Source organism: Curtobacterium sp. PhB142 (genome assembly GCF_004341255.1).
Lineage (GTDB): Bacteria > Actinomycetota > Actinomycetes > Actinomycetales > Microbacteriaceae > Curtobacterium.
In genome coordinates, this window is sequence record NZ_SLUT01000001.1 from 436,929 (window position 1) to 459,837 (window position 22,909).

Consider the following 22,909-nt stretch of genomic DNA (forward strand, 5'->3'; position numbering starts at 1 on the left):
TTCGCACGCTCGTTGATCACCGCTCCTCCCCCATGACGCGCTCCGTAGCGGCCTGGTGGCGGTACAGCGTCGCGCGTGACCATCCGACGAGGTTCGCAGCGTCCGCCGCGGTATGGCCGGCAGCGCGAGCCTCGTTCACGATCGCGAGCTTCCGGCCAATCACCGCCGGATCCGACGGCGGCCGGCCAAACCGAGTCCCGGACTCCCGCGCTGCAGCGATGCCGGCGGTGACGCGCTCGACGATGAGCTCGCGTTCGTACTCCGCCAACGTCGCCATCAGGTTCAACATCAGCCGACCCGTCGACGTCGCCGGATCAATCCCATCCGACACACTCCGAACACCGATCCCCCGCTCCCCCAACATCGCCACCGTGCTCAACACATCAACGAGCGACCGCCCGAGCCGGTCCACTCGCCATACCACCACCGTGTCCCCGCTGGTCGCGTGCTCGAGCAGCCGCCCCATGCCGGGACGAGCCGCGGCCTCCTTCCGGCCCGAAGTGACGTCGGCGAAGATGTCCCGCTCCTGCACCCCCGCCGCCACCAATGCATCAACCTGCAGTTGCGCATCCTGTGCACCAGTACTGATACGCGTATACCCGAGAAGCCTCACCCCGCAAGTGTCTCAGAAAACCCCTCCACCGCCGCGAAACACCCCGACCATGTCGAGACGACTTTCCGAGACACAGTGACCCCGCTTGGATGCTGATCTCGCCGATGTGGCGATCTGTCTCACGCCCGCGTCTCGAAAAACTACAGTTTCCCGAGACGTTAGGGTCTGTAGCGTTTGACGCCCCAGCACCGGGCAGTTTTGCGGGGCAGTCATACGGCAATACCCCCAGTCAGGCTGCAGTAGACAACGGGACCCTCCCAAGGCGACAGTTGTCGTGTAGCGGTGAACGACCGGCTACCGGGACGGTCCAGGAGACGCTCTGGCACCATCCTGGTCGCACTCGTCTCAGACGAGCGACCGACCTCCGCCGGGTGAACCACCCGACGGCGGTCGCCGCGCGCACATGTTGGCCGCGCGCCCCGTTTGCCGATCAGTCGGTTACCCCGGGTGACGCCATCTTCTCGTGGAGCAGCACGCCGCCGACGGAGTACTTCGTGTCGGAGACCTCGGTGATGAGGACGTGCACCGACTCGACGGGCGCTCCGGTGCTCGCGACGAACGCGTCCGTGATCCCGGCGGCCATGGTCTTGTACTGGACCTGTCGGTCCCCGCGCATGAGTTCGGGGACGATGTCGATGTGAATGATGGGCATGGTGCGGTCCTTTCGTTGGTTCGACCCGACGAGCTTGCGTCAGTCAGTGCCAGCTCCGGAAGACGGCACTTTGCCGTTAGGAACGCACCTCGAGGAAGGGACGCATGGACACGGGCGAGCGACAGGGCGGATTCTGCGAGTCGACGGTCCGACGGACAACCGACCTGATCGGAGGGAAGTGGTCGATGCTCGTGCTGTGGGAGCTCCTGCAGAGCGAACGTCGGTACGCCGACCTCCAGCGCCGCGTCCACGGAATCTCACAGAAAGTTCTCTCCGGCGAGCTCCGTCGCCTCGTCGGAGCCAACCTCGTCGAACGCGAAGTCACCCCGACTGTCCCGCCGCAGGTCACCTACCGCATCACGGCAGAGGGACGAAGTCTCGAAACCGTCTTCCAAGAACTCCACCGATGGGGTGCGTGGCGCTCGAATCAGCACAGGGCCGGGGCTGATGCTCACGACGCCAGGTCCACCTGATTGCACTCACGGTCCTCTGACGTCCCTCCGTTAGCGCTCCCCGCTGGTGCTCTGGAAACTAGCAGTGCCCTATAGCCCATCGTCTACCGGGCGGGCTGAAGCTCCACCTGGTCGTGTCGCTCAGCGGCATACTTGTGGCCCGGGTATCGCAAGCTGTCGAAGAACATGTTCGTGTGTGCGACGATCTGCTCGCCAGTGATCAGGACGCCGTCGCACTCGACGTCCGTCGTCGTGTGTGCGTCGGACACCAGCGTGACGTCGAACCCACGCGCGGCCGCTGCTTGCGTGGTCGTCCGGATGCAGTAGTCGCTCTGGGCGCCAGCAACGACGAGATGTTGCACGCCCAAAGCGCCCAGGACATCGGCGAGGTCGGTATCTGCGAAGGAGTCGCGGTACTCCTTCCGAACGACCGGCTCGTCGCACCTGCGTTCGAGCGGTGCCGCGAGTGCCCACTCAACGGTGCCCTCCGCGAAGCTGCCGTGGTCCTGCACCCACACCACCGGCACGTCTGTTGATCGCGCGCGCTCGATGAGATGCGCGGTGCGATGGAGCACACCGTCGGCGTCGAAGCAGCCCTGCACGACGCCGCGCTGAAGGTCAATGACGAGAAGCGCAGTTGTAGCGAGCATACCCAATCCTCTCAACCAACGCGTCCGGCGGCCGATCCCTGACCGGGCGGCGTGGTGCGAGAGCATGAGTTATGACCTACTCGCCGGTGACGAACGACGATGTCCAGGAGCTCCGCGCTTTCCTCAGCGAAGCTGACCTCACTATCGCTGGGCTCGACTCGACCGCGGTCCGAGTGTGGGTAGAGCGCGACCCCGATGGCAGGATCGTCGGCAGCACTGGCTATGAAGCCAGCACTGACGGTGCAGACGTCTTGATCCGGAGCGTCGCAGTCTCGAGCACACGACGCACCGCTGGTATCGGCACCCGTCTCGCGAGATTCGCCCTCCACGAAGCAGCTAACTCGGGCGCGACGCGGGCGTGGCTCTTCTCACGCCGATCTGGGCCCTTCTGGCAGAAACTCGGATTCGGTCCGGCAAACCGGGATGAGCTCGCGGCCGTGCTGTTCGACACCCAACAGGTGCGCCTCTTCACCGAAACCGGTCAGCTCGAGCGGGAGGTCGCGTGGATGCGCGACCTCCAAGCCCTCCGCTACGCACCTGGCGGTACTGCCCGGTAGCCGATCCTCTATCGAACGGCGTTCGTCCTGAGTGGTGAGCACATCGCCACGACGACGGCGCCAGCGAATACGACGGTCACCGCGAGCAGCGCGACACCATCCCCAGCGACGGTCATCAGAGCGCCGCCACCCACTGCTCCCGCAGCCGCAAGGGTTCTGTTTGCGCTGCGCATCGTGCTGTTCATCCGGCCGAGAAGCGCGTCGGGTGTGACGGTCTGGCGGAGGCTCATTTCGTTCGCGTTTTCGCAGCCCGCGGCAGCGCCGTGTACGGCGAACGCGACGAACAAGACCACGACGGTCGACGGCGGTGCTGCGACGCCGAGGCCAACGGTCGCGAGCGCGATGGCCGCCCACGCGACCGGGTAGGCGGCTCGTGCGGCGATGATCGTCCGGCCGGCGCCGAAACGGGTGCCGAGGCGCGGCGCCGCAGTGGCGCCGAGGAGCATCGCGACTCCGCTGACGGCGAGGATGGCCCCGTACACGGCCGCTGGGAGCGCGAGGGTGCGGAGCGCGAAGGTCGCGAATACCGTCAGTCCGGCGGCGTTGGCGAGGAACCAGAGATGTGTCGACAGCGCCAGCGGTGCGAGCATCGGATGACCGTACGTCCACCGCAGACCCTCAGCGATGTCGCTCCGCAGCCGCGCACCCGCCACGCGTGCTGCCGTTTGCTCGACAACGCGGACCCGGGCGATGAGGACAGCGTCGACGAAGTAGCTCACCGCGTCGAGCGCTATAGCCACCGGAGCGGTCGCGATGCTGACCAGGACACCGCCGAGAGCCGGGCCCACCGTCTGCGCTGCCGCGTCACTCTGATCCACCCGCGCATTCGCTGCCAGCAGGAGAGGACGAGGGACGATCCGAGGGAGGAGGGACTGCGTCGCGGCGAATCCCACGACGGACAAGATGCCGAACACGAACAACGCCGCCGCCGCCGCCCAGAGGTTCAAGAGCCCGGTCAACCAAAGCACGGGGACTGCGCCCAGGCACACGCCACGACCGACACTCGCCCAGATCAGGAGTGGCTTGCGCCGGAAGCGATCGACGTAGGCGCCGATGATCAGCCCGAACAATGCGTACGGCAGAAATTGGGCAGCGTTGACCAGTCCTACTTCGAACGGGCTGGCGTGCAGCACCGTCACCACGAGAACGGGCACGGCGACCGCGCTCACTGCTGATCCGAACGACGAGACGGTCGCGGCAGACCAGTATGGGCGGAACCCGGGCACTCGACGCAGCGTGGTCACGTGGTCGCCCATGCGCCAACGCTGGCAGACCGCAACGCTGCGAGCAAGACAAATCGCACCACGCCCGGCCCAAGTGCCCGAGGCGTGTCCGTTCGCCGATCGCTCAACGAGACGGCCGAACGTGCTCTACCGTCGGATGAGTGAGGGGTCGAAATGCCGACGAGTAGTTGGGTGGGCCTGGGCGTATCGCTGGCGATCTTCGCGACGGTGGAATTCCTGTTGCGCAAGAGGCTCGGTCGCTACGCCTATAGGCGTTGGGCGCAGCTTGGCGTGCGGAGGCTGGTCAGGTCCGAGCAGTGGTGGACTCGGTTCACGCTCGTTCCCGTCGTCGTCATCTACTGCGGCGCCGTCGTCTGCCTGGCCGTGGGGGTCGTGCAAGCGTCTGCCCCGTAACCGATCGGCTGCAGGGCGGCCCGCGGCGGCGCTTCCGCTCGTGTCCGCTGAGGTCACCCCGTAGCGTCGCCCTATGGATCAAGACGTACTGGCGGTCGACACGGCCACCGCCGCGGACGTTCCTACGGCCCAGGGGCTCATCGACGGTGCGAGGCAGTGGCTGCGCTCGCGCGGGATCGACCAGTGGCAAGACCCCGTGCCGGACGCCGTTCTGCTCCGCGACGCCGAGCAGGGGAATCTTTTCGTCGTGCGCCAGAACCAGGCAATTGTTGCCATGGTCACGGTGTCCGACTCGGACTCCGAGACGTGGGGCATGGAGCGCAATCCCGCTGCGTACGTGCACCGACTGGCCGTGGCGCAGACGCATCGGGGCAGCCGGCTCGGGCAACGACTGCTGGCGTGGGTAGCGCAAAGAGCTGCCGACAGCGGGGCGGCCGTCGTGCGGCTTGACTGCGCGACGGACAACCCGGGCTTGCGGCGCTTCTACGAACAGCAAGGGTTTCGGCACGTTCGTGACGTGTCGGTAACGGCCCTCGAGGGCGGGCGGCAACTCGCCTCCAGCCTCTACGAACGCGAGCTGGTCCGGTAGAGGATGGGCTACTGGAACACCTCGGGCAGTGCGGCGACGAACTGGTCGAAGTGGCTGTACCAGACAGAGTGGGCAGCACCGGGAACGTCACGGACGATCACGCCCCGGCTACGGTGCCTAGCCGCCGTCTCGTCGTCGACATACGAGCTCGGCTTCGCTCGAACGATGATCGATCCCGGCTCCGGCTCGAAAGAGACCCCAGGGCCCGTCGCCGGCGCGGCCGCAGTGGCCGGATCGAAGTGCTCCGCTGCCCGAGCCTCGACCACGCAGTCCTGGTCGCTGTAGAACGGCCGCGATGCTCGGAGCCCGTCATAGGTGCGAGCCCGCTTGTCCTGCTCGTACTCAGCGGTGAGCTCGGCTCGATCCCAGCCGCCGCGTGTGGTGAATGGAGTGTCGATGTAGACCGAGAGTTCCGGTGTGAGCAGCGCGGTGTCCACAGCCGCGGCGAGGAGCAGCCCACCGTACGAATGCCCCATCACCAGGTTGAGCACCGACCCGCAATCGTCGGCAATGGACTCCGCGATCGACCGAGCGGCGCGATCCACCGTCATGGTGTCGTCGCGGGGCGACAGCCCGTGGCCCGGGAGATCGACCGCAAGAACGCGGTAGCCGCTCTCGACCAGCAGCGGGACGACTCGCCACCAACTCTCATGTGATCCGGTCATCCCGTGTAGCAGCACCGCCGTACGTTTCCCCCGGCCATGCACCTCAACGTGAAGCTTCATCGGGGTATCGAAGCACATCCCGCTCCACCAGCCGATTGCCTCGATAGCCGATCGGTTATCGGGCGTCTTGCGCGAGCGTTACCCACTCCTCGTCGCGGACGTAGCCGACCGCGTCGTTTGCTCGCAGGATCGCGGTGTTGTCCGCGGAACCTCCTGTGCGGAACCGCGTGACGCCCTCTGCCGCGAGCACGAGGACGGAAGCTGCCTTGACGGCGATGCTCAGCCCCCGACTACGCCAGGCTCGGTGAACAACGGTGAAATGGGTCTCCGCCTCTGTCCCGTCGACGTCCACGAAGGTCATCGAGATCAGATCGCCGTCCGGCCCGAACGCACCGAACGCTCGCCTCGAAACACTCGGCGTCGCTGCATGCCGGTCGAGGGGTGTGTGTTGCGTCGCAACGCTCCCCGGGTAGTCCTCAATCGTCATGGCGTCTAGCCGCAGGACGGCAGTGACGTCGACGTTTCCGAGTTCACGCACCGATACTCCGGCCTCGGCGATCAACGTGTGCAACCTCTGGTGGTTGATGCTGTCGGAGTCGAGTTTCGCCCCGAACGACCGAGCCACGACGACCCACCCGTCGGCTTCAAGTGCCGCTCGCCTCGGCGCCTTGGCCGGCAGCACAATTGTTTCCCCCATGGCTCGATCTTGGCACGGCCTCAGACGAAGTATCGATAGGCGATCGGCTTACGGACACCATGTCGAACCGCCCCGCACGGCGTTACTCGCTAGGTTGGTTGCAGTCCGGTCCTGCCGACGTGGTGAGCGGGAGGAGTGACGATGGGTGCGGGAGTGCTCCCATGGGTGCCGTGTATTGGCGTCCCGCTGATCGTCGCAGTCATCGTGTCCGCGGTCGTCTCGCAAGCCAGCGACCGATGGCGATTGCTTGTTGATGGTTGTGGGGTAGGTGAAAGCCAATCGGGACGTCGTAGCCGCGGAACTCGTCGCACACAGGAAGGGCAACTCCGGATCGCGGGCCTGCGCCTGACAGATCCAGGTTAGCCAGCCTCACTGACAACCCATTGAATAATAAAGGCGACCCCAATTATCACCTGGCCTACGCCGACAGTGCGGACAAGGGTTCGGCTATACAGCCGCTTCGCGGTTTCTTTCGGCAGCAAAGAAGGCTGTTTCAGAACAGCCTTGCGCGCTGCGTCTGGAAAAATATTAACAATCGATCCAATCACAACGGCGACGATCCCGATTACTCCGAAGAAGACATGTGGATTCATGATGGCACCTACAACCTTACCAAGTGTAAGACATGCTGATACCACATGACGCTCCTGCCCCGAGCCCGCCTCCGAGGCCCATGGTGGTGGGATACGGAGAAGTGGTGGGGCTACTCAGCTCTACATCACCCACGAGGCCGGCCCCGACCGTGCAACCGATACCACCGTTCCACCCGGTAGAAGGGCTTCCGGTCTGGTTAGTGGCCAGAGCCGACGCGGAAAGGCCCAACGCACCGCCAGTTCCAAAGTATCCATTTTTGTGACCGTATCCGTCATCGGTGGTTCCCCAGTTGACGCAAACAACCACGCAGAACTGAAAACCGTTCTGCCAGTAGTTGCGTCCTGTCGGGTCGCTGCCATTGATCGGATCGTCAGCCGCGTAGGCGTAGCGGTTGGCGTTGTTGGGGTCGAGTGGTGCGTCGAGGGTGTCGCGCTGCGTCCAACCGCCAGTGTCCGCTGTCTGCCAGCGGTAGCCGAACTTGGTAAGGCTGTTGCCCTCACCGGCGCGGATGCCGGCCTTGAAGCCGAACGGGTTCTGCTTCCACTGCTGGCTGTTTTCACCGTAGGTGACCACTTCGGTCCCGTACGGGTCGTAGCTGACGGTATACGCCTTCTCCCCGGTGTCAGCGATCGCAGCGGCGGGGTTGCCGATGCCGTCGAGGACCCACATCGACGTGGTGCCGTCCGTGGTTCGCAGGTTCAACGGCTGCCCGGTGGTCGGATCCGTGAGCACGGAGGAGGCCCCGGTACCGACGACCTCGCGGGATGTGAGGCCCGTACCGTACGTGTACCGGTACTCGGGTCCGTCTTCGGTGCGCTGCGACAGGAGCCGGTTCATGTCCGCGCCAGCGTAGCTGTACGTGGTCTTCTTCCCGTCCTTGGTCGACGACGTCATCTGCTGCGCACCGTTGTAGGTGAACGTGGCGCCAGGTGCGGCGGTCATGTTGCCGGTGCCGTCGTACGAGTACCCGTTGTTGGTGATCTGACCGACAGCGTTGAACTTCAACGCCTGCGACGTGCTGCGGTCACCCGTCACCGTTTCGGTGAGCCGGTTCCCCGCTGAGTCGTACGTGTAGGTCCAGGTGCTGTTCGTGTCGCCGCCGGCCTGGGTAGCCTTCTGCAGACGGGTCGTGTTCGAGGTGGTGCCGTCGGAGGCCTTCGTGGTGTAGTCGTACTCGGTGGTCTGCTTGCTGATGTTGTCCTTCAGCCACTGCAGTCGATCGCGGTCGTTCTTCCCGTCCGTCGCCGTGCACGCCGAACCGACGCCGACACCCTCGAGGTAGCAGTAGGTGGTGTCGACGATGACCTTTGGGGCGGCGCTGTCGGCCGAGGCCTGGACGCGGGTGACCTTGCCGGACTTGTCGTAGGTCAGCTTCTGATGCGCGGCCCACACCTCGGGGTCCTTTGCCGGGTCCGCGTTCGGTGTCGCGTTGAGCCAGGTGTCCGTGCGGCGGCCGTGGTCGTCGGTCTTGTACAGCTGCTTTGCCGTACCGGAGTTCGTCGGGTAGGTCGTCGACGTGAGCACCTCGGAGGGGTCGTACTCGTGCGTGACGGTGCCCTGTGCGTCGGTGACTTTCACCGTGTTCCCGGCAAGGTCGTAGCCGTAGGACACGGTGCCGCCGCCGGCGGTGTTCACCGTGGAGGTGAGCCGGTTCCGCTGGTCGTACGTGCTGGTGATCGTGCCCGTGGCAGAGGTCTCGGTGAGACGGTTGCCGTTGCCGTCGTACGTGTTCGTCACCGTCGCGGTGCCGTCGTCGAACTCTGTCGTCAGGAGACGGTCGTCGTTGTCGTACGTGTAGGTGGTGACCCCACCGCCACCGTCGGTGTGATTGCGCACACGGCCGAAGTCGTCGTACGAGTACTTCTGCTCACCGAGGCTGGTGTCAGTGGATGGGGTGATCGAGCCGAGCTGATCGTGGGTGTCGTAGAAGTACTTCGTCGGGTTGCCCTTGTTCCCAGGAGCGGTCGCGGTCTTCACCGCACCCCAGGCGTACTTGTCGCCGTCGTCCTTCTTGTTGTACGCAACCTCGGCCATGGCCGCGGGATCGCTACCCGACTGCGAGGACGTCTGGTTGCCGACACCGTCGTACCCCATCGAGGTCGACGTCTTCGAGCTCGACGTCACCTTCGACGGCAGGTACGCCGTCGCAGCGCCTGATGCGTAGTCCGTTGTCGATGTCGATCCGGAGCTGGACTGGGACTGCGTCAACGACTGACCGTCGTTCTTGTCGTACTTGTTCGTCGTCGTGCCGGTACCGTCAGCGCCGTCAGCGCCGACCTGCGACGTCGCGACCCCGTTGTTCGCCGGGTTGTACGTCTTGGAACGCTCACGGTCCGCCGGGTCAACGGCCTTCTTGACGAGGTCGTTGCCGTCGAGCGTGTACGTGGTGTGCTTGGCATCCGCCACAGCAGCCGACTGGTCGGACCGCGGGTCGGCGACCAGCGTGGTGGTGTCGTCCTTGTACGAGAACCGCGTCACAGCGGTCCCCGGGGAACCCGCGGTGGTGTTGCGCTGTTCGACCTTGGTGATCCGGTCGGACGAGTCGTACGTGAACGCCGTCACGCCGCCGGTGGGTGCCGTGATCGAGGTGAGGTCACCGCTGGTGTACCCGAAGGTGGTCTTCTTGCCGAGCGCGTCCGTGTACGTGGTGATGTCACCGGTGCTGTTCTTCGTCCACGACACACTCCGCTTGCTCGAGCCACTGGTCTGCGAGAACGTCTGCACACCGTTCGCGTACGACGAGTTCGCCGTCCGCGCCGCCGTGACACCCGCGGTCGAGACGAGGGACTTCAGGGTGAAGCCGGGCTCGTCGGAGTTGAAGCTGATCTGGTTCTTGTTCCGGTCCACGATCGACGTCGGCTGGCCCGCGAGGTTGAAGTGCGTCGTCGAGTTCGACGTCCACCCCTTCAGCGTGTACTCGTGCGTCGTGGAGTTGTCGACACGGGTCAGGGTCTGCTGCAGACCAGCCGGGCTGATGAACGCACCCTGGCTCCCGGACGGACGGAACTGCCACGTCGTCCCGGCCGCGTCCGTGTAGATGACACCGGCTGCGTTCGCGGTGAGGTCACCAGCACCCGCGAGGGCGTACTGCCACCGGTTCGCGTCCATCGTGTTGACGTCACCGACGGTGGTGCTGCGCGAGTTGTACGCGGCCCCGATCGTGGTGTTCTGCGTCACGCCCGGCAGGCTCATCGCCGTCGTGGTGACCAGCAGGTTGCCGGTTCCGACATCGACGGACGCGTTGGTCTGGTCTGTGATTGGGAACGGCAGTGTCGTCGCCGAGGTCCGCTGACCGGTGCGGTTCGTGTTGCCGGGGCCACCGGGCAGCGAGTTGTACGCACCCTGCAGGTCGACGAGGTAGTTCATCGCCCCCTTGCCCATGTTCTTGATGCGGATCTTCCCGTTCGCACCGACCGGTGCGACGACGGTGTTCGTCATCTTCGACGTCCGGTCGGAGCTGATCGCGGATGCTTCCGGCTCAGCCGCACCATCGGCCCACATCTTCGCGTACGAGTCAGCACCACTGTCGTTCACCGCGGTGAACGTCACTGCGGCAGCCGACAAGCCGCCCTCCACGGTCGGAGCTCCCTGGACACCGCCGACCTGCACCGTGAACGATGCACCCGAAGCGATGCTCCCACCGTTGCGGGTGTCGATGAGTCGACCGTTCAGCGGGGTGAAGCCGCCACCCGGGTTCGACTTCAGGAAGTAGCCCTGGATGTCGACGACGAGGTCGATCTTCCCCCCGCCCTCAGCGGTGTCGATGCTGAACTTCCCATCGGCGTTCAACGCGACCTGCGCGTTCATCGCCGTCGTCTGGCCCTCGACTGAGTTGTAGTTCAGGACACCCGTGCTGCGGGTCTCACCAGTCGGGGTGGGACGGACGTAACCGGCCTTGGCCTCACGGTTGATCACGATGATGTTCACCGCCACCGCCGCCGCACCAGCCGGAATGCCGTTCGAGCCGGTTGCCTGGATGGTGCGCTGCGAACCTGCTGGGATCTGCCCCTGCGCGGCACCGATACCGCCACGGGAATCGAGCACTCGGGACGGCGACATCGCCACAAACCCACCGGCAGACACGCCGTTCTTCGTCGACGTGTAGTAGCCGGTGATGTCGATGACGACCTTCGACTGCGCCGTCTCGGTCCGCACCTGGATCGTGCCGTCATCCGCGACCGCGAGCAGACCCGTGTTCGACGTGTTCCCGCCGACACCAGAGTTGTAGATCATCATCAGCGTCGTCGTGTCGGCATCGTCGGCGCGCATCTGCAACTGACCAGACCCCGACGGGTCAGCAATCGTGACCATCATCGTCACCGCGCCGATCCCCGACGACGGCAAACCAGCGACCCCAGCAACCTTGACGGTGCGGAACACGCCCTTCTCGGTCGCGCCACCCAGCACACGTGCGTTGGACGGCATCGGCACGTACTGCCCGCCCGTACCGGTCACCGCCGCCTGCGCCGGTGCCGGCTGCGACACCACCACCAGCAACGAACCCAGCAGCGCGACCAATGTCACCACCGCCAGCAGAACTCCACGAACACGACCAGACAACGACGCAGCGAACACGCGAAAAGAACCCCTCAGCACGTCGCACCAGCGCACAGCCCCCATGGCTGCACTGTGCAACTCCACAGCACGTTACGGAGCATCACTCACCACCGCACCCCCACATGTGGGGATCGAAACGACGAGCGTCGCACCGATACAGGCGGGGTGGACCAGCACCGCTCAGTACAGCGCCGCAATCCCCCGCACATCCCCCAGCCCGAGCGTCCGCTGCGCCGTGTCGCACACGGTCGACGACGGCTTCATCACGAGGCCGGACTTCTGCGCCGTGTGCCCGAGCCCGTACGAGTGCCCCCACTCGTGCGTCGCGATGCCGCGCAGGTCGAAACGGTTGCCCGAGCAGGTGCTGGTCGATCCCCACCGGTGGCTCGTCGAGTACCGCTGGTCGGTCTCGAATGCGTCCCCGCCCGTGAAGGACCAGATGCACGTCAGCGCCAGGGTCTTCGACGGCAGCTTGCCCCACCCGACGACGCTCGTCCGGTTCGAGGTCCCGCAGCCACCATCGGCGGTGACCGCAGCCTGCTGCTTCGCGGTGCCGAGGTACTCCTGTGCCGCCGTCGACTGGACCGTCTGACCGCACGCCGTGATCGTGCCGGTCCAGGCCTCGGCACCGCGCTGGATCGCTGCGGCCTTCGACACCTTCGCCCCGGTCGGGTTGTACCGCCACCGGATCGGCGACTCCCAGTGCGCGCCGGTCAGCACGTACGCCTTGCTCCCGCAGCTCGCGGACGTCGTGGCGCCGCCGTTCGAGGCAGTCCCGCGGATCGTCGCCCCGAGTGTTCGCCGTTGCTTCGCTGCGCGTTCCTGCCGGACGGCGGTGGGCGATCCGGCCCACACCTCGTCGACCTGCACGGCGATGCCCGCGGCACCACGGTTCGCGATCACCACGTCACCGGGGTCGGTGTCCCCTTCGGCGACCGGGGCAGCGGTGAGCGTGACGCCGGCTGCGGGTATCGCGAAGGTCCGGCCGTCCTCGAGCGCGACCACGCCGGAGCTGACGCGACACCCGGACGCCAGGTCGTGGATCGAGATGGTGCTCCTCTGGCAGCTTGGCGCTCCCGCGATTCCCGGTGCGGCGACGACCGCCGTCAGGGCGAGCCCGAGTACGACCGCGGCTGCGGACTTCGACGACGTGCGCACTACGCCCTCCTTGATCACACCGCACCCGAACCACGGTGGCGGACGGCTGCATCAGTGTCCGGGGGCGCGGGAGGGCCGACAAGCCCCCAGAACGGCCGCGGTGCGCAGAGCGGACCGGGTAGCGTGCCGCCATGCACTGGGGCGACACCGGACTCGACGACCACCAGATCGCGTTCGTGCTCCGCACGCTCCCCGACGCGGTCTTCGTGGCGGACGACTCGTGGGGCCTCCTCGACACGAGGGTCCTGCACGTCGTCGACGGCGACGACAGCTACACCGTGAAGGCGTCCGGCCGGGACAACACTCACTTCCCCCGGGAACTCGAGGCGCACCGGACCGTGACCGACGCCCTGCGCGCTGCCGGGGACACCGGTGCCCTCGTGGCCGCGGACGAACAGCACCGCGTCCTCGTCCTCGAGCGCGTCCCTGGTCACCTCGCGCTCGGCACCGTGGACGAGCACGCCCCCGACGTCCACCGGCAGGCTGGCGCGGTCCTCCGGCGTCTGCACGACCACGGCACCCGGCACGACCCGACGTTCCTGCTGCACGAACAGGCGAAGGCCCTCCGCGCGCTCGATGCCCCGCACCGGATCTCGGCAGACGTCGTCGCCCGGATCCGCGCGGCGCTCGAGATGCTGCCCTCCGACTCCCCGGACGAGCCCCTGGTGCCGACCCACGGCGACTTCCACCCACGCAACTGGATCGTCGACGACGATGAAGACGAAGAAGATTCCCGCGACAGCCGCGATCACCGCCGCCGACTCCGCGTCATCGACTTCGGCCGCTTCGGCTGGCGCCCGGCATCGTTCGACCTCACCCGCCTCGCGGTGCTCCACTGGCAGCACGATCCGACCCTCGAAGCGGCGTTCTTCGATGGCTACGGCGACGATCCGCGCGAGTCGGACGCCTGGCGCTGGCTGCAGCTCCGCGAAGCAGTCGGCACCGCGACCTGGGCCTACGCCGTCGGCGACGAGGGCTTCGAGGCACAGGGCCACGACATGCTCCGGGACGCCCTCGCCGCGTTCTGACGGTCAGGGCCGAACGCAGCTCACGGCACCCGCACGAACCGCGGCGCCCCGCGATCCCGCAGCCGGAACCCGAGGTGCTGGTACAACCCGATCGCCCCGGTGTTCCCGGCAGCCGCGTGCATGAGCGGCGTCTCCCCACGCTCCCGGATCCCGTGCGCGACGGCGAGCACCAACCGCCGCCCGAACCCCTGCCCCCGGTACCCCTCGTCCGTGCACACCGCGCTGATCTCGGTCCACCCCGGCGGGTGCAGGCGCTCCCCCGCCATCGCGACGAGCCGTCCGTCCCGTCGGATGCCCAGGTACGTGCCGAGCTCGATGGTGCGCGGCAGGAACGGCCCCGGCTTCGTCCGCTCCACCAGGGCGGTCATCTCCGGCACGTCGTCCGACGTCAGCACGACGGCCTCGGCGTCGGGAACCCCCTCGATGGCCTCACCGGTGAGCTGCACACCCCCGGCACCCTCGACCAGCGCCCACCCCGATGGCAGGACAGCGGCGGCACCGACGCCGAGCATCCCGCCGGAACCGAGCAGCGACCGGACGTCCTCCCAGTCCTGCGGTGTGGGCTGCGCAGGGATGCCCGTCCACACCGACACGTCGGTCTGGTAGCGGACCACGTCGCCGCGCCGCTCGGCGAACCGCGTGTGGTGGCTGTTCAGCGCGGCCATCGCGGGCGCGTCGAGCACACGCGTCGGGGTGCCGTCGTCGGCGATGGTCAGGTCGAGCGTCCGGATCGCTTCGCCGCGGGCGTCGCCGCCGCGGAACCCGAGGTCCTCGATCCGCCGACGGTCGCCGTCCGCCCACCCGGCGGTGTCCGCGACGACCCCGGAGGCGTAGTGGTTCGTGGCACGTTGGACGACGTGGAGCACGTCGAGCGGGTTCGTGAGTTCGACCTCACCGGGTCGCGTCGGGGCCGTCGGACGGGCGCGGGTGGTCATGCGTCCATCTTGCGTCCGCAGGCGGGGCCGCGACGAATCGTTGCGCCCGGTGACCGCCGACGTCAGTCGACGACGGCGACCGTGACGGAACGTCGGCGCAGGTTGGCGCTGGCGGCGACCGCACCCACCACGACCACGGCGAACAGCAGCACCGACGCGGCACCGACGAGCGCGGACAGCGGCCCCCACGCGTACGGGGCCGCGTCGATCGCGAGCGCGCAGAACGCCATCGCGAGCACCGTGCGTTCGAGCGGACGCACGGACCCGCCGACCGGCCGCGTGAGTTCGACCGCGAACAGGATGCCGACGACGACGAACCCGATGCTGAACGGGAGTGCGTGAACGGCCACGAGCGCCGAAGCCGCCGCCGTCGCGACCCCGAGGCGGGCGGCGGTGCCACCGGCCGTGGTCGCCATGGCGAGTGCAGGAGCGTGCGGCACGACGAGCACTCCGACCCACCCGACGGCCGCGACTGCGGCGAGCACAGCCGTCGTCGTGGAGTCCGACGCCGTCGCGGTCAGGACCACGGCCACCGCGAACGCCACGGTCGCAGCGATCTGCACCGCTGCGCTGACGAGACGCGGCGTCGACGGTGCGACGAGCGGCAGCCCGTCGCGTCGACGCCGGCGGACACCACGCACCAGCAGGACCACGAGGACCGCGGCACCGACCACCGCGAGGACCACCCAGGTGCTCTGCCCGAGGATCTGTTCGGCCAGACCGAGCGACGACCGGAGGACGAACCCCGTCCCGCCCCAGGCGATCGCCCACGTCAGGCTGCCGATCAGGGACGCGACGGTGAAGCGCGGCTGCGGCATGCCGCTCACGCCGGCGGCGATCGGGGTCAGGGACCGGACGATGGGGACGAGTCGCGTGGAGACGACGGCCCAGGCTCCGCGGCGTTCGACGACACCGATCGCGACGTCCCACTTCTCGACCCCGATCGCTCGGACGAGTCGACCCTTGCGGAGTCGCGGCCCCACCTTGCGGCCGAGGAAGTACAGGACGTGGTCACCGACCGAGGCACCGACCGTCACCCCGGCGATGAGCAGGAGCACCCCGGGAACGTCCTCGAACGAGGCGCCGAGGAACAGGACGGCGAGTTCCCCGGGGAAGAACGGGCCGAGCCCGAGGACCTCGAGCGCCGCGAACAGCGCCGCGATCCCCGCCCGGAGTACCTCGGGGACGTCGCCAGCGGTCTCGGTGATCCAGCTCAGGATGTCCATGAAATGTGACGATACCGAATATCAGTAGTCCCGACGTCAGCCCTGAGGATGACGCAGCGCTCGGTCGACGAACTCCACCATCCGCCGCACCAGCAGCGCCCGCGACGACGCCCGTCGGTACTCGTGCCCCTCACCCGCGAGCTCCAGGTACTCGACGTCGTGCGCCCGCTCCCGCAGCGCCGCGACCACCTGGTGCGCCTCGCCGATGGGGACGTTCGTGTCGAGCTCACCGTGCGCGACGAGCAACGGCGCCGTGACGTCGTCGATCGCCCGCATCGGCGACAGGGCCGCGAGCAGCGCTTCGTCGTCGACGGGGTGCCCGTACTTCGTCGCAGCGGCAGAGGCGATCCACGGTTCGGTGTCCCGGTAGAACGTGGCGAAGTCGCTCATCCCGCACACGGCGACACCTGCTGCGAACACGTCGGGCGTGAACGCCAGGGATGCGAGGGTCGCGTACCCGCCGTAGGAGCGGCCCTCGACGGCCACCCGGGAGCGGTCGGCGTACCCGTTCGACACCAGGAACCGTGCGCAGTCCACGACGTCGGCGAGCGCGTTCCAGCGCAGGGCCAGGTCGTCGGCGTGCACGAACTCGTGGCCGTACCCGGACGAACCGCGGATGTTCGGGGCGAGGACGGTCACGCCCGCTGCGGCGAGCGCCTGGTGCTGCGGTGAGAACGTGGGTCGCTCCTGCGACTCCGGTCCGCCGTGCAGGTGGACGAGCGCTGCGCGCGGGCCGGGAGGCACGGCAGCAGCAGCACGAGTGCCGACGGCTGACGACGTGGCTGGCTCCACCGCCCGGTACAGCCAGCCGGTCAGCTCCAGTCCGTCACGGGCGGCGAACCGCTCGAGCGTCGGCTCGACCAGCTGCACGTCCGGCAGCGCGGGGACGTCGGTGACCCGGCTCCAGGTGAGCGCGTTCGTGTCGAGCCGCCAGAGTTCTCGCGGTCGGGTCGGTCCCTCGACGGCGAGCAGCACGCTCCGGCCGTCACGGCTCAGCACCGGGTCGGTGACGACGTACCCGGGCAGGTCCGGCACCGGGGTGCGCGAGGCGTCGTGGGTGTTGATGAGGTCGAGTTCGCTGCGCCCGTCGACGTTCCAGACGAGCAGCAGCGTGCGGCCGGCGTCGTCGGCGTCGAGGTACTCGAGTTCGGCGTCGGCGCGCTCGATGATCCGTCGGGGCGTACCGCGCCAGCCGTGGGGGCCGACCGGCTGGGCGACGAGTCCGCGGCGGGGCAGTCCGGCCTCGGTGGCGACGTAGGCGACGAGGGGGCTGGTCTCGCTCGCGGGCGAGGGCCGCAGGAACGCGATCTCGGCGGACCCGTCGGGGTCGTCGGCGAACAGGGCGTGGCTCTCGTCGGTCAACCGGTCGACCACGACGACGAACTCCTGGCCGCGCTGCCCGTCGCTCAGCACGACGAGCCGTTCCTCCACCGACAGGTCGAGGATGTGGATGAGTTCGCCGACGGCCAGGTCGTCGCGGTCGCCAGACACCGGGTCGACCAAGTACGAACGGGCCGGCTGCTCGGCCTCGGTCGAGGGCAGCGTGATGACGACCCGGTGACCACTGCGGCTCCACGGGCCGAGTTCGGCGTGCTGGTAGCGCGAACCGGCGATCTGCGCGGCGTCGGTGCCGTCCGGCCGGACCACCCAGACCTGCTGCTTCACGCCGCCGTCGGTCGCGATCGCCACGGCGAGCCACTCCCCGTCGGACGACCACGACACCCGGGTCACGGGGTCGTCGGACAGCGCGATCCGCATCGGTTCGGGCAGCTCGCCGTCGACGACGACGTCCTGCACGAACACCTCGGGGGTGCCGTGCCGGTCGGACACGAACGCCACGCGCCGGGCGTTCCGGGTCATGGTGGGGCCCCACGACCCCCAGGCGGCGGCGAGCCGCTCACCCAGGTCGGCCGCGGCCCTGGTCGTGCCCGAGGGACGGACGTCCGCCGACGACGCGACGCTCGCCGCGCCTCCCGGCTGCATCAACGCACCCCCTGCTGCTGCAACCACATCTCGATCAGGCCGAGCTGCCAGAGCGCGTTCGCGCCGATCTCGGTCCGCGTGCTGTTCGGGTCCTGGAGCATCCGCTCGACCGTACCCGGGTCGAAGAGCCCGCGCTCCCGCGCCTCGGGTGCGTGCAGCGCGTCACGGACGCGCTCCAGGTACGGGCCCTCGAGCTGGCGGATCGCGGGCACCGGGAACGACCCCTTGCTGCGGTCGATGACGCTGTCGGGGACGATGCCGCGCGACGCTCGCTTCATGACGCCCTTGCCGCCGTCCGACAGCTTGAGCGCGGGTGGGATCGCACCGGCGAGCTCGACGAACTCGTGGTCCAGGAACGGCACGCGGGCCTCGAGCCCCCACGCCATCGTCATGTTGTCGACGCGCTTGACGGGGTCGTCGACGAGCATCGTCATCGTGTCGCTGCGGAGCGCAGCGTCGACGCTCGTCTCCGCGCCCGGAACCGCGAACGCAGCGTCCACGAACGCCGACGGGGTGTCGTCGTCGCTCTTCCACCGCTCCCCGAGCAGGCCCTGCAGCACCGGCCAGCGGCGGTCCATGAACACGGAGCGGTACGCCTCGGCGGCCTGGTCGCGGGGCACGTCGGCGAGCGGCGGGTACCAGTCGTAGCCGGCGAGCACTTCGTCGGCGCCCTGGCCGGACTGCACCACCTTGACGTGCTGCGAGACCTCCTGCGACAGCAGGTAGAACGCGACGCAGTCGTGGCTGACCATCGGCTCGCTCATGGCGGCGACCGCACCGTCGATGCCGTCGAGCAGGCGCGTCGAGGGGATGTGGATGCGGTGGTGGTCGGTCCCGAAGTGCTCCGCGACCTGGTCAGAGTACTCGAACTCGTCGCCGGACTCACCGCCCGCCGCCTCGAAGCCGATGCTGAACGTGGCGAGGTCCTGCTGCCCGGCCTCGGCGAGCAGCCCGACGACCAGGGACGAGTCGATGCCGCCGGACAGCAGCACGCCGACGGGGACGTCGGCCACCATGCGGCGTTCGACGGCGGTGCGGAGCGAGCCGATGAACGCCTGCTCCCAGTCCTGGTCGGTCCAGTCGGCCCTGGCGGGGTCGCGTTCGAACCGCGGCTCCCAGTAGACGGTGTCGCGGGACGTACCGTCGCGCTCGATCACCCGGACGGTGGCGGGCGGGAGCTTGCCGACACCGGACAGGATCGTGCGGGGTGCCGGCACGATCGAGTGGAAGCTCATGTAGGACGCGAAGGCGACGGGGTCGATGGACGTGTCGATGCCGCCGCCGGCCAGCACCGCGGGCAGGGACGACGCGAAGCGGAGCCCGCCAGGTACCTGTGCCACGTACAACGGCTTGATGCCGAGCCGGTCCCGCGCGAGGACGAGTCGGCCGCTGGCGTGCTCCCAGATCACTATGGCGAACATGCCGATCAGGTGCTCGACGAAGGCCGTGCCCCACTCGGCGTAGGCGACGGCGATGACCTCGGTGTCCGACGTCGAGAAGAATTCGTGACCCTTGCCCCGCAGCTCGTCACGCAGCTGCTCGTAGTTGTAGACCATGCCGTTGTAGGCGATCGTCAGTCCGGCCCGGGGCAGCACCATCGGCTGCGCACCGGCGGTGGACAGGTCGACGATCGACAGCCGTCGGTGCCCGAGCGCGACCGGTCCGCGTGCCCACAGCCCGTCACCGTCGGGGCCGCGGTGCACCATGCACCCGGTCATCCGCGCCACTGCTCCGACGTCCGTGGCCGTGCCGTCGAACCGGATCTCACCCGCGAGTCCACACATCAGCGTTCCCCTGTCGTCCCGATGATCCACGTGTCCTTGGCGCCGCCGCCGCGCGACGAGTTCACGACCATGCTGCCCTCGGGCGCGACCCGGGTCAGCGCGACGTCGGCCAGGTGCGCGTCGTCCGCTCCGGTGCCGGTCAGGTAGACGAACGCGCGCAGGTCGACGTGCCGTGGGTCGAGGCCCGCCGGTCCGATGGTCGGGTGCGACGACAGCTGCACCACTTCCTGCCCGACCCAACCAGCAGGGTCCGCGGCGATCTCGCGCCGTCGCTCGGCGACCTCCGGGGCGCTCGCGCTCGGCCCGATCAGGACCCCGCGTCCGCCTTCGCCGTCGACCGGCTTCGTCACGAGTTCGCCGACCCGGTCGAGGACCGACAGGCGTTCGCCCTCGATGCTCGTGCGGTACGTCGGCACCGACTCGAGCAGCGGCTTCTCGTCCAGGTAGTACCAGATCAGGTCCGGCACGTTGACGTACATCGCCTTGTCGTCGACCAGGGCGTTGCCCGGAGCGTTCGACAGGTGGACGTGTCCGGCCTCGGCGACGTCGAGGACGCGGGCGCCCAGCTCCGGCGCGTGGTCCGCGGTCAGGGCCCGCACGTCGCGGTCGATCCGCAGGTACAGCCCGTCGAGCACGTCGCCGGTCGTCGCGTCGACCACGCGTCCGTCACGGACGTCCAGGTCGGACCCGGCCAGGAGGCGCAGCCCGGCTCCGTCGGCCAGCCTGCGGTGCTCGAACCACGCGCCGGCGGCGGGGCCGTCGCTGACGAGTGCGAGCACCGGGTCCGGGTTGCCGGTCACCGCGGTCGCGTTGGTGCGCAGGGTCTCGCGCAGCCGGTCGGTCACGCCGTGCGGGTCCCGCAACAGCGCCGGACGGGGCGCGTCGGGCACGACGTCGTCCATGAGCTCGCGGAGGGCGATGCCGTACGCCACACCCGAGGGTGAGCGCACGTTGTCCTCGAGCACCCGCCAACCGCCGAACTCGTTCCGCACCAGGTCGAAGCCGAGCACGGGTGCCCGCACCGCGTGACCGGGCAGGCGCGAGGCGTCGGGGTCCCAGCCGTTCGCCCCGACGAACTGGTGCTCGTCCATGACCCCGTCGGCCACGATCCGCCGCTCGCCGTACACGTCGCGCAGGAACAGCTCGATCGCCCGTGCGCGCTGCCCGAGGCCGCGCTCCAGCTGCGACCACTCGTACGCGCTGATCGTCCGCGGCACCAGGTCGCACCCGAACGCCTGCACGCCGCCGTCCACGACGAAGCCGACCTCGTGCTCGCGGGTCCAGGCGTCGCGCGCGGCACAGTGCTCGTTCGTGGTGTCGGCGTCCCAGGCGGTGAAGTACGTCGCCAGGTCGCGGAACGCCGGACGGGGGCGGGCACCGGGGCCGACCGCTTCGTCGCCGGCGCGCACGCGGTACCCGGGGACCGCGACCGCCGGTCCCTCGTCGCGCCCCGACGGGGTGCCGGCCGTGTCCTCGACCACCAGGGTCACGACGTCGTCGAGCTCCCCGCGCTCGGCGTACGCGGTGCGCTGTCGATCGGTGGAGTTGCCGCGGGCCAGGGTGTCCTCGAGCAGGTCCGTGACGGTGCCCCAGTCGCCGAGCTCCTCGAGTTCCGGGCGCAGGCGGGACACCAGTTGCCGGACGGCGACCTCGGCGGGCAGGCGGTCCGGGTGCTGCCCGAGGCCGAGCAGTTCGCCGCTCAGCCCCGTGCGCGCCGCCTGCCACATCGCTGCACGGTGCAGGGGTTCGCTGCGGGGGTGCCACTCGGCGCCGGACTCGACGGCGATCTCGGCCTTCCGCACCGCGGCCCGGAACAACCCGGCGATGAGCACCGCGTCGTCGACGATCGGGGTGGCGTCGCAGACCCGGAGTTCGAGCGTCGGAGCGTGCGACGACGGCCGCACGTCGAAGTACGCCATCTTCTTGTCGGCGATCACCCCCGACGCGATCAGGTCGTCGAGCACCTTGTCGTACTCCGCCGCGTTCGACACCCGTCCGAAGCTGCCGGCCGACGGCCACCGCTGCCAGATGATGCTGCGGAACGACGAGTACCCGGTGTCCTGCCCGTTCCAGAACGGACTCGATGCGCTCAGGGCCAGCAGCACCGGCAGCACCGGCGCGACCCGTTGGGCGATCTGCACCGCCAGGTCGCGGTCGCTCACACCGACGTGCACCTGCAGGCCGCAGATGAGCTGCTCGTCGACGAGCATCCGGTACTGCTCCTGCATCCGGCCGTAGCGTCCGCCGCTGGTCAGTTCGAAGTCGGCGTACTCGGACCGCGGCGCCGTACCCACCGACGCGATGGTCACCCCCGCCGGCGCGATCGCGGCGCTGAGCTCACGGCGCAGGTCGACGATCACCCGCCGCAGGTCGTCGAGGGTACGCACCACGGGGGTGTTCGTCTCGATGGTCGTGCGCTGCAGTTCCGCGCCGAAGCGGTCGGCGGGCAGCTTGGGCAGAAGGCGCGGGGCCTTCGCGGAAAGTCGGCCGGACTCGAGGTCGATGAGGTGCAGCTCTTCCTCGGCGCCGAGCGTCAGCTCTGCACTCATGGCTGGAACCTACGCGCGGCCGCTGTGGCGTGCGCCGCGGCACACCGCCCGACTCGCGCCCGTAACACGCCCGTCAATCGAGCGTCACGAGCGCTGCGCCTCCCGGCCGCACCGTGCGCCCGTCACCGCCCCGTGCGAGGTTCCACGCTCCGTGCCCGGTTACAAGCGCGCACCACGCGCGCAACCTCGCACCAGCTCACTCACCTCGCACCGTGCGACCCGCGCGGATCGCGCACCGGTCCGCGAAAGCCGCACCGTGCTGTGGACGCACCACACGCTCGGACGGGAGGCACGACGCCAGCCCGCCTCGCGCCTCCCGCCCGCACCGTGCGCACCTCGCCACCCCGTGCGAGGTTCCACGCACCGTGCCCGGTTACAAGCGCGCACCACGCGCGCAACCCCGCACCAGCCCGCGAAAGCCGCACCGTGCTGTGGACGCACACCACCCGCCGGACGGGAGGCACGGCGCCAGCCCGCCACGCGCCTCCCGCCCGCACCGTGCACGCTTCGTCACCCCGTGCGAGGTTCCGTGCTCGGTGCGAGGCGCGCGGGCTCGCACGGAGTACGGAACCTCGCACCAGGC

At 68.7% G+C, this 22,909-nt stretch carries 17 protein-coding genes; 4 read left to right on the top strand and 13 right to left on the bottom strand.

What is annotated here, in order from left to right:
- Positions 1-16: 16 nt before the first annotated feature.
- Together EDF31_RS02140 and EDF31_RS02145 are read right to left on the bottom strand one after the other, a co-directional pair.
- Positions 17-613 carry a recombinase family protein gene (locus tag EDF31_RS02140; protein ID WP_131845020.1) on the bottom strand — a complete coding sequence of 199 codons (597 nt, stop codon included), beginning with the start codon at positions 611-613 and terminating at the stop codon, positions 17-19.
- A gap of 430 nt (positions 614-1,043) precedes the next feature.
- Entirely contained in the window at positions 1,044-1,265 is a 222-nt protein-coding gene (locus EDF31_RS02145) for a 2-hydroxymuconate tautomerase (RefSeq protein ID WP_131845021.1), read from the bottom strand.
- A 104-nt stretch (positions 1,266-1,369) separates the two neighbouring features.
- Here EDF31_RS02145 and EDF31_RS02150 point away from each other — a divergent pair, with 104 nt between their 5' ends.
- Entirely contained in the window at positions 1,370-1,738 is a 369-nt protein-coding gene (locus EDF31_RS02150) for a helix-turn-helix domain-containing protein (protein WP_123701528.1), read from the top strand.
- Positions 1,739-1,821: 83 nt separating this feature from the next.
- Here EDF31_RS02150 and EDF31_RS02155 read toward each other — a convergent pair whose 3' ends face one another.
- On the bottom strand, positions 1,822-2,367 hold the full coding sequence (locus EDF31_RS02155) for a cysteine hydrolase family protein (RefSeq protein ID WP_131845022.1): 546 nt from the start codon (positions 2,365-2,367) through the stop codon (positions 1,822-1,824).
- A gap of 71 nt (positions 2,368-2,438) precedes the next feature.
- Between EDF31_RS02155 and EDF31_RS02160 the strand changes: the two genes are divergently transcribed.
- Positions 2,439-2,924: a GNAT family N-acetyltransferase gene (locus tag EDF31_RS02160; protein ID WP_131845023.1), complete on the top strand. Its 486-nt coding sequence runs from the start codon at positions 2,439-2,441 to the stop codon at positions 2,922-2,924.
- An 8-nt stretch (positions 2,925-2,932) separates the two neighbouring features.
- Here EDF31_RS02160 and EDF31_RS02165 read toward each other — a convergent pair whose 3' ends face one another.
- A complete protein-coding gene (locus tag EDF31_RS02165; protein ID WP_131845024.1) occupies positions 2,933-4,180 on the bottom strand; it encodes an MFS transporter in 1,248 nt (415 codons plus the stop codon).
- A 454-nt stretch (positions 4,181-4,634) separates the two neighbouring features.
- Between EDF31_RS02165 and EDF31_RS02170 the strand changes: the two genes are divergently transcribed.
- Positions 4,635-5,150 carry a GNAT family N-acetyltransferase gene (locus EDF31_RS02170; RefSeq protein WP_131845025.1) on the top strand — a complete coding sequence of 172 codons (516 nt, stop codon included), beginning with the start codon at positions 4,635-4,637 and terminating at the stop codon, positions 5,148-5,150.
- Between the two features lie 8 nt (positions 5,151-5,158).
- Here the strand turns inward: EDF31_RS02170 and EDF31_RS02175 are convergent, their stop codons facing one another.
- The 4 genes from EDF31_RS02175 to EDF31_RS02195 all read right to left on the bottom strand — a co-directional run bounded on the left by EDF31_RS02175 (position 5,159) and on the right by EDF31_RS02195 (position 12,821).
- Positions 5,159-5,875: an alpha/beta fold hydrolase gene (locus EDF31_RS02175; protein ID WP_165901301.1), complete on the bottom strand. Its 717-nt coding sequence runs from the start codon at positions 5,873-5,875 to the stop codon at positions 5,159-5,161.
- Positions 5,876-5,930: 55 nt separating this feature from the next.
- Positions 5,931-6,512, bottom strand: coding sequence for an acetyltransferase (locus EDF31_RS02180; RefSeq protein WP_131845027.1), 582 nt, complete (start codon positions 6,510-6,512; stop codon positions 5,931-5,933).
- Between the two features lie 609 nt (positions 6,513-7,121).
- Positions 7,122-11,630, bottom strand: coding sequence for an RHS repeat-associated core domain-containing protein (locus EDF31_RS02190; protein WP_165901302.1), 4,509 nt, complete (start codon positions 11,628-11,630; stop codon positions 7,122-7,124).
- Between the two features lie 213 nt (positions 11,631-11,843).
- Complete coding sequence (locus EDF31_RS02195) at positions 11,844-12,821, bottom strand: matrixin family metalloprotease (protein ID WP_165901303.1); 978 nt, start codon at positions 12,819-12,821, stop codon at positions 11,844-11,846.
- Positions 12,822-12,952: 131 nt separating this feature from the next.
- Here EDF31_RS02195 and EDF31_RS02200 point away from each other — a divergent pair, with 131 nt between their 5' ends.
- Positions 12,953-13,849 carry an aminoglycoside phosphotransferase family protein gene (locus EDF31_RS02200; protein ID WP_131845031.1) on the top strand — a complete coding sequence of 299 codons (897 nt, stop codon included), beginning with the start codon at positions 12,953-12,955 and terminating at the stop codon, positions 13,847-13,849.
- Positions 13,850-13,869: 20 nt separating this feature from the next.
- Here the strand turns inward: EDF31_RS02200 and EDF31_RS02205 are convergent, their stop codons facing one another.
- The 5 genes from EDF31_RS02205 to EDF31_RS02225 all read right to left on the bottom strand — a co-directional run bounded on the left by EDF31_RS02205 (position 13,870) and on the right by EDF31_RS02225 (position 22,326).
- The gene (locus tag EDF31_RS02205) at positions 13,870-14,784 is read right to left on the bottom strand and encodes a GNAT family N-acetyltransferase (protein ID WP_207896085.1); all 915 of its coding nucleotides are present in this window, start codon (positions 14,782-14,784) and stop codon (positions 13,870-13,872) included.
- 62 nt (positions 14,785-14,846) lie between these two features.
- Positions 14,847-16,010: a DedA family protein gene (locus EDF31_RS02210; RefSeq protein ID WP_131845032.1), complete on the bottom strand. Its 1,164-nt coding sequence runs from the start codon at positions 16,008-16,010 to the stop codon at positions 14,847-14,849.
- Positions 16,011-16,046: 36 nt separating this feature from the next.
- Positions 16,047-17,993, bottom strand: a complete 1,947-nt coding sequence (locus EDF31_RS02215) for a prolyl oligopeptidase family serine peptidase (RefSeq protein WP_131845033.1) — start codon at positions 17,991-17,993, stop codon at positions 16,047-16,049.
- Complete coding sequence (locus tag EDF31_RS02220) at positions 17,993-19,777, bottom strand: N-acetylglutaminylglutamine amidotransferase (RefSeq protein WP_131845034.1); 1,785 nt, start codon at positions 19,775-19,777, stop codon at positions 17,993-17,995. Before EDF31_RS02220 ends, EDF31_RS02215 begins: the two co-directional genes overlap by 1 nt.
- Positions 19,777-22,326: a carboxylate--amine ligase/circularly permuted type 2 ATP-grasp protein gene (locus tag EDF31_RS02225; protein ID WP_131845035.1), complete on the bottom strand. Its 2,550-nt coding sequence runs from the start codon at positions 22,324-22,326 to the stop codon at positions 19,777-19,779. Before EDF31_RS02225 ends, EDF31_RS02220 begins: the two co-directional genes overlap by 1 nt.
- Between the last annotated feature and the right edge of the window lie 583 nt (positions 22,327-22,909).

Coding starts and splice junctions, on each gene's coding strand:
- EDF31_RS02145 (WP_131845021.1), bottom strand. CDS start 1,265: ATGCCCATCATTCACATCGACATCGTCCCCGAACTCATGCGCGGGGAC.
- EDF31_RS02150 (WP_123701528.1), top strand. CDS start 1,370: ATGGACACGGGCGAGCGACAGGGCGGATTCTGCGAGTCGACGGTCCGA.
- EDF31_RS02155 (WP_131845022.1), bottom strand. CDS start 2,367: ATGCTCGCTACAACTGCGCTTCTCGTCATTGACCTTCAGCGCGGCGTC.
- EDF31_RS02160 (WP_131845023.1), top strand. CDS start 2,439: ATGACCTACTCGCCGGTGACGAACGACGATGTCCAGGAGCTCCGCGCT.
- EDF31_RS02165 (WP_131845024.1), bottom strand. CDS start 4,180: ATGGGCGACCACGTGACCACGCTGCGTCGAGTGCCCGGGTTCCGCCCA.
- EDF31_RS02170 (WP_131845025.1), top strand. CDS start 4,635: ATGGATCAAGACGTACTGGCGGTCGACACGGCCACCGCCGCGGACGTT.
- EDF31_RS02175 (WP_165901301.1), bottom strand. CDS start 5,875: ATGAAGCTTCACGTTGAGGTGCATGGCCGGGGGAAACGTACGGCGGTG.
- EDF31_RS02180 (WP_131845027.1), bottom strand. CDS start 6,512: ATGGGGGAAACAATTGTGCTGCCGGCCAAGGCGCCGAGGCGAGCGGCA.
- EDF31_RS02200 (WP_131845031.1), top strand. CDS start 12,953: ATGCACTGGGGCGACACCGGACTCGACGACCACCAGATCGCGTTCGTG.
- EDF31_RS02205 (WP_207896085.1), bottom strand. CDS start 14,784: ATGACCACCCGCGCCCGTCCGACGGCCCCGACGCGACCCGGTGAGGTC.
- EDF31_RS02210 (WP_131845032.1), bottom strand. CDS start 16,010: ATGGACATCCTGAGCTGGATCACCGAGACCGCTGGCGACGTCCCCGAG.
- EDF31_RS02215 (WP_131845033.1), bottom strand. CDS start 17,993: ATGCAGCCGGGAGGCGCGGCGAGCGTCGCGTCGTCGGCGGACGTCCGT.
- EDF31_RS02220 (WP_131845034.1), bottom strand. CDS start 19,777: ATGTGTGGACTCGCGGGTGAGATCCGGTTCGACGGCACGGCCACGGAC.
- EDF31_RS02225 (WP_131845035.1), bottom strand. CDS start 22,326: ATGAGTGCAGAGCTGACGCTCGGCGCCGAGGAAGAGCTGCACCTCATC.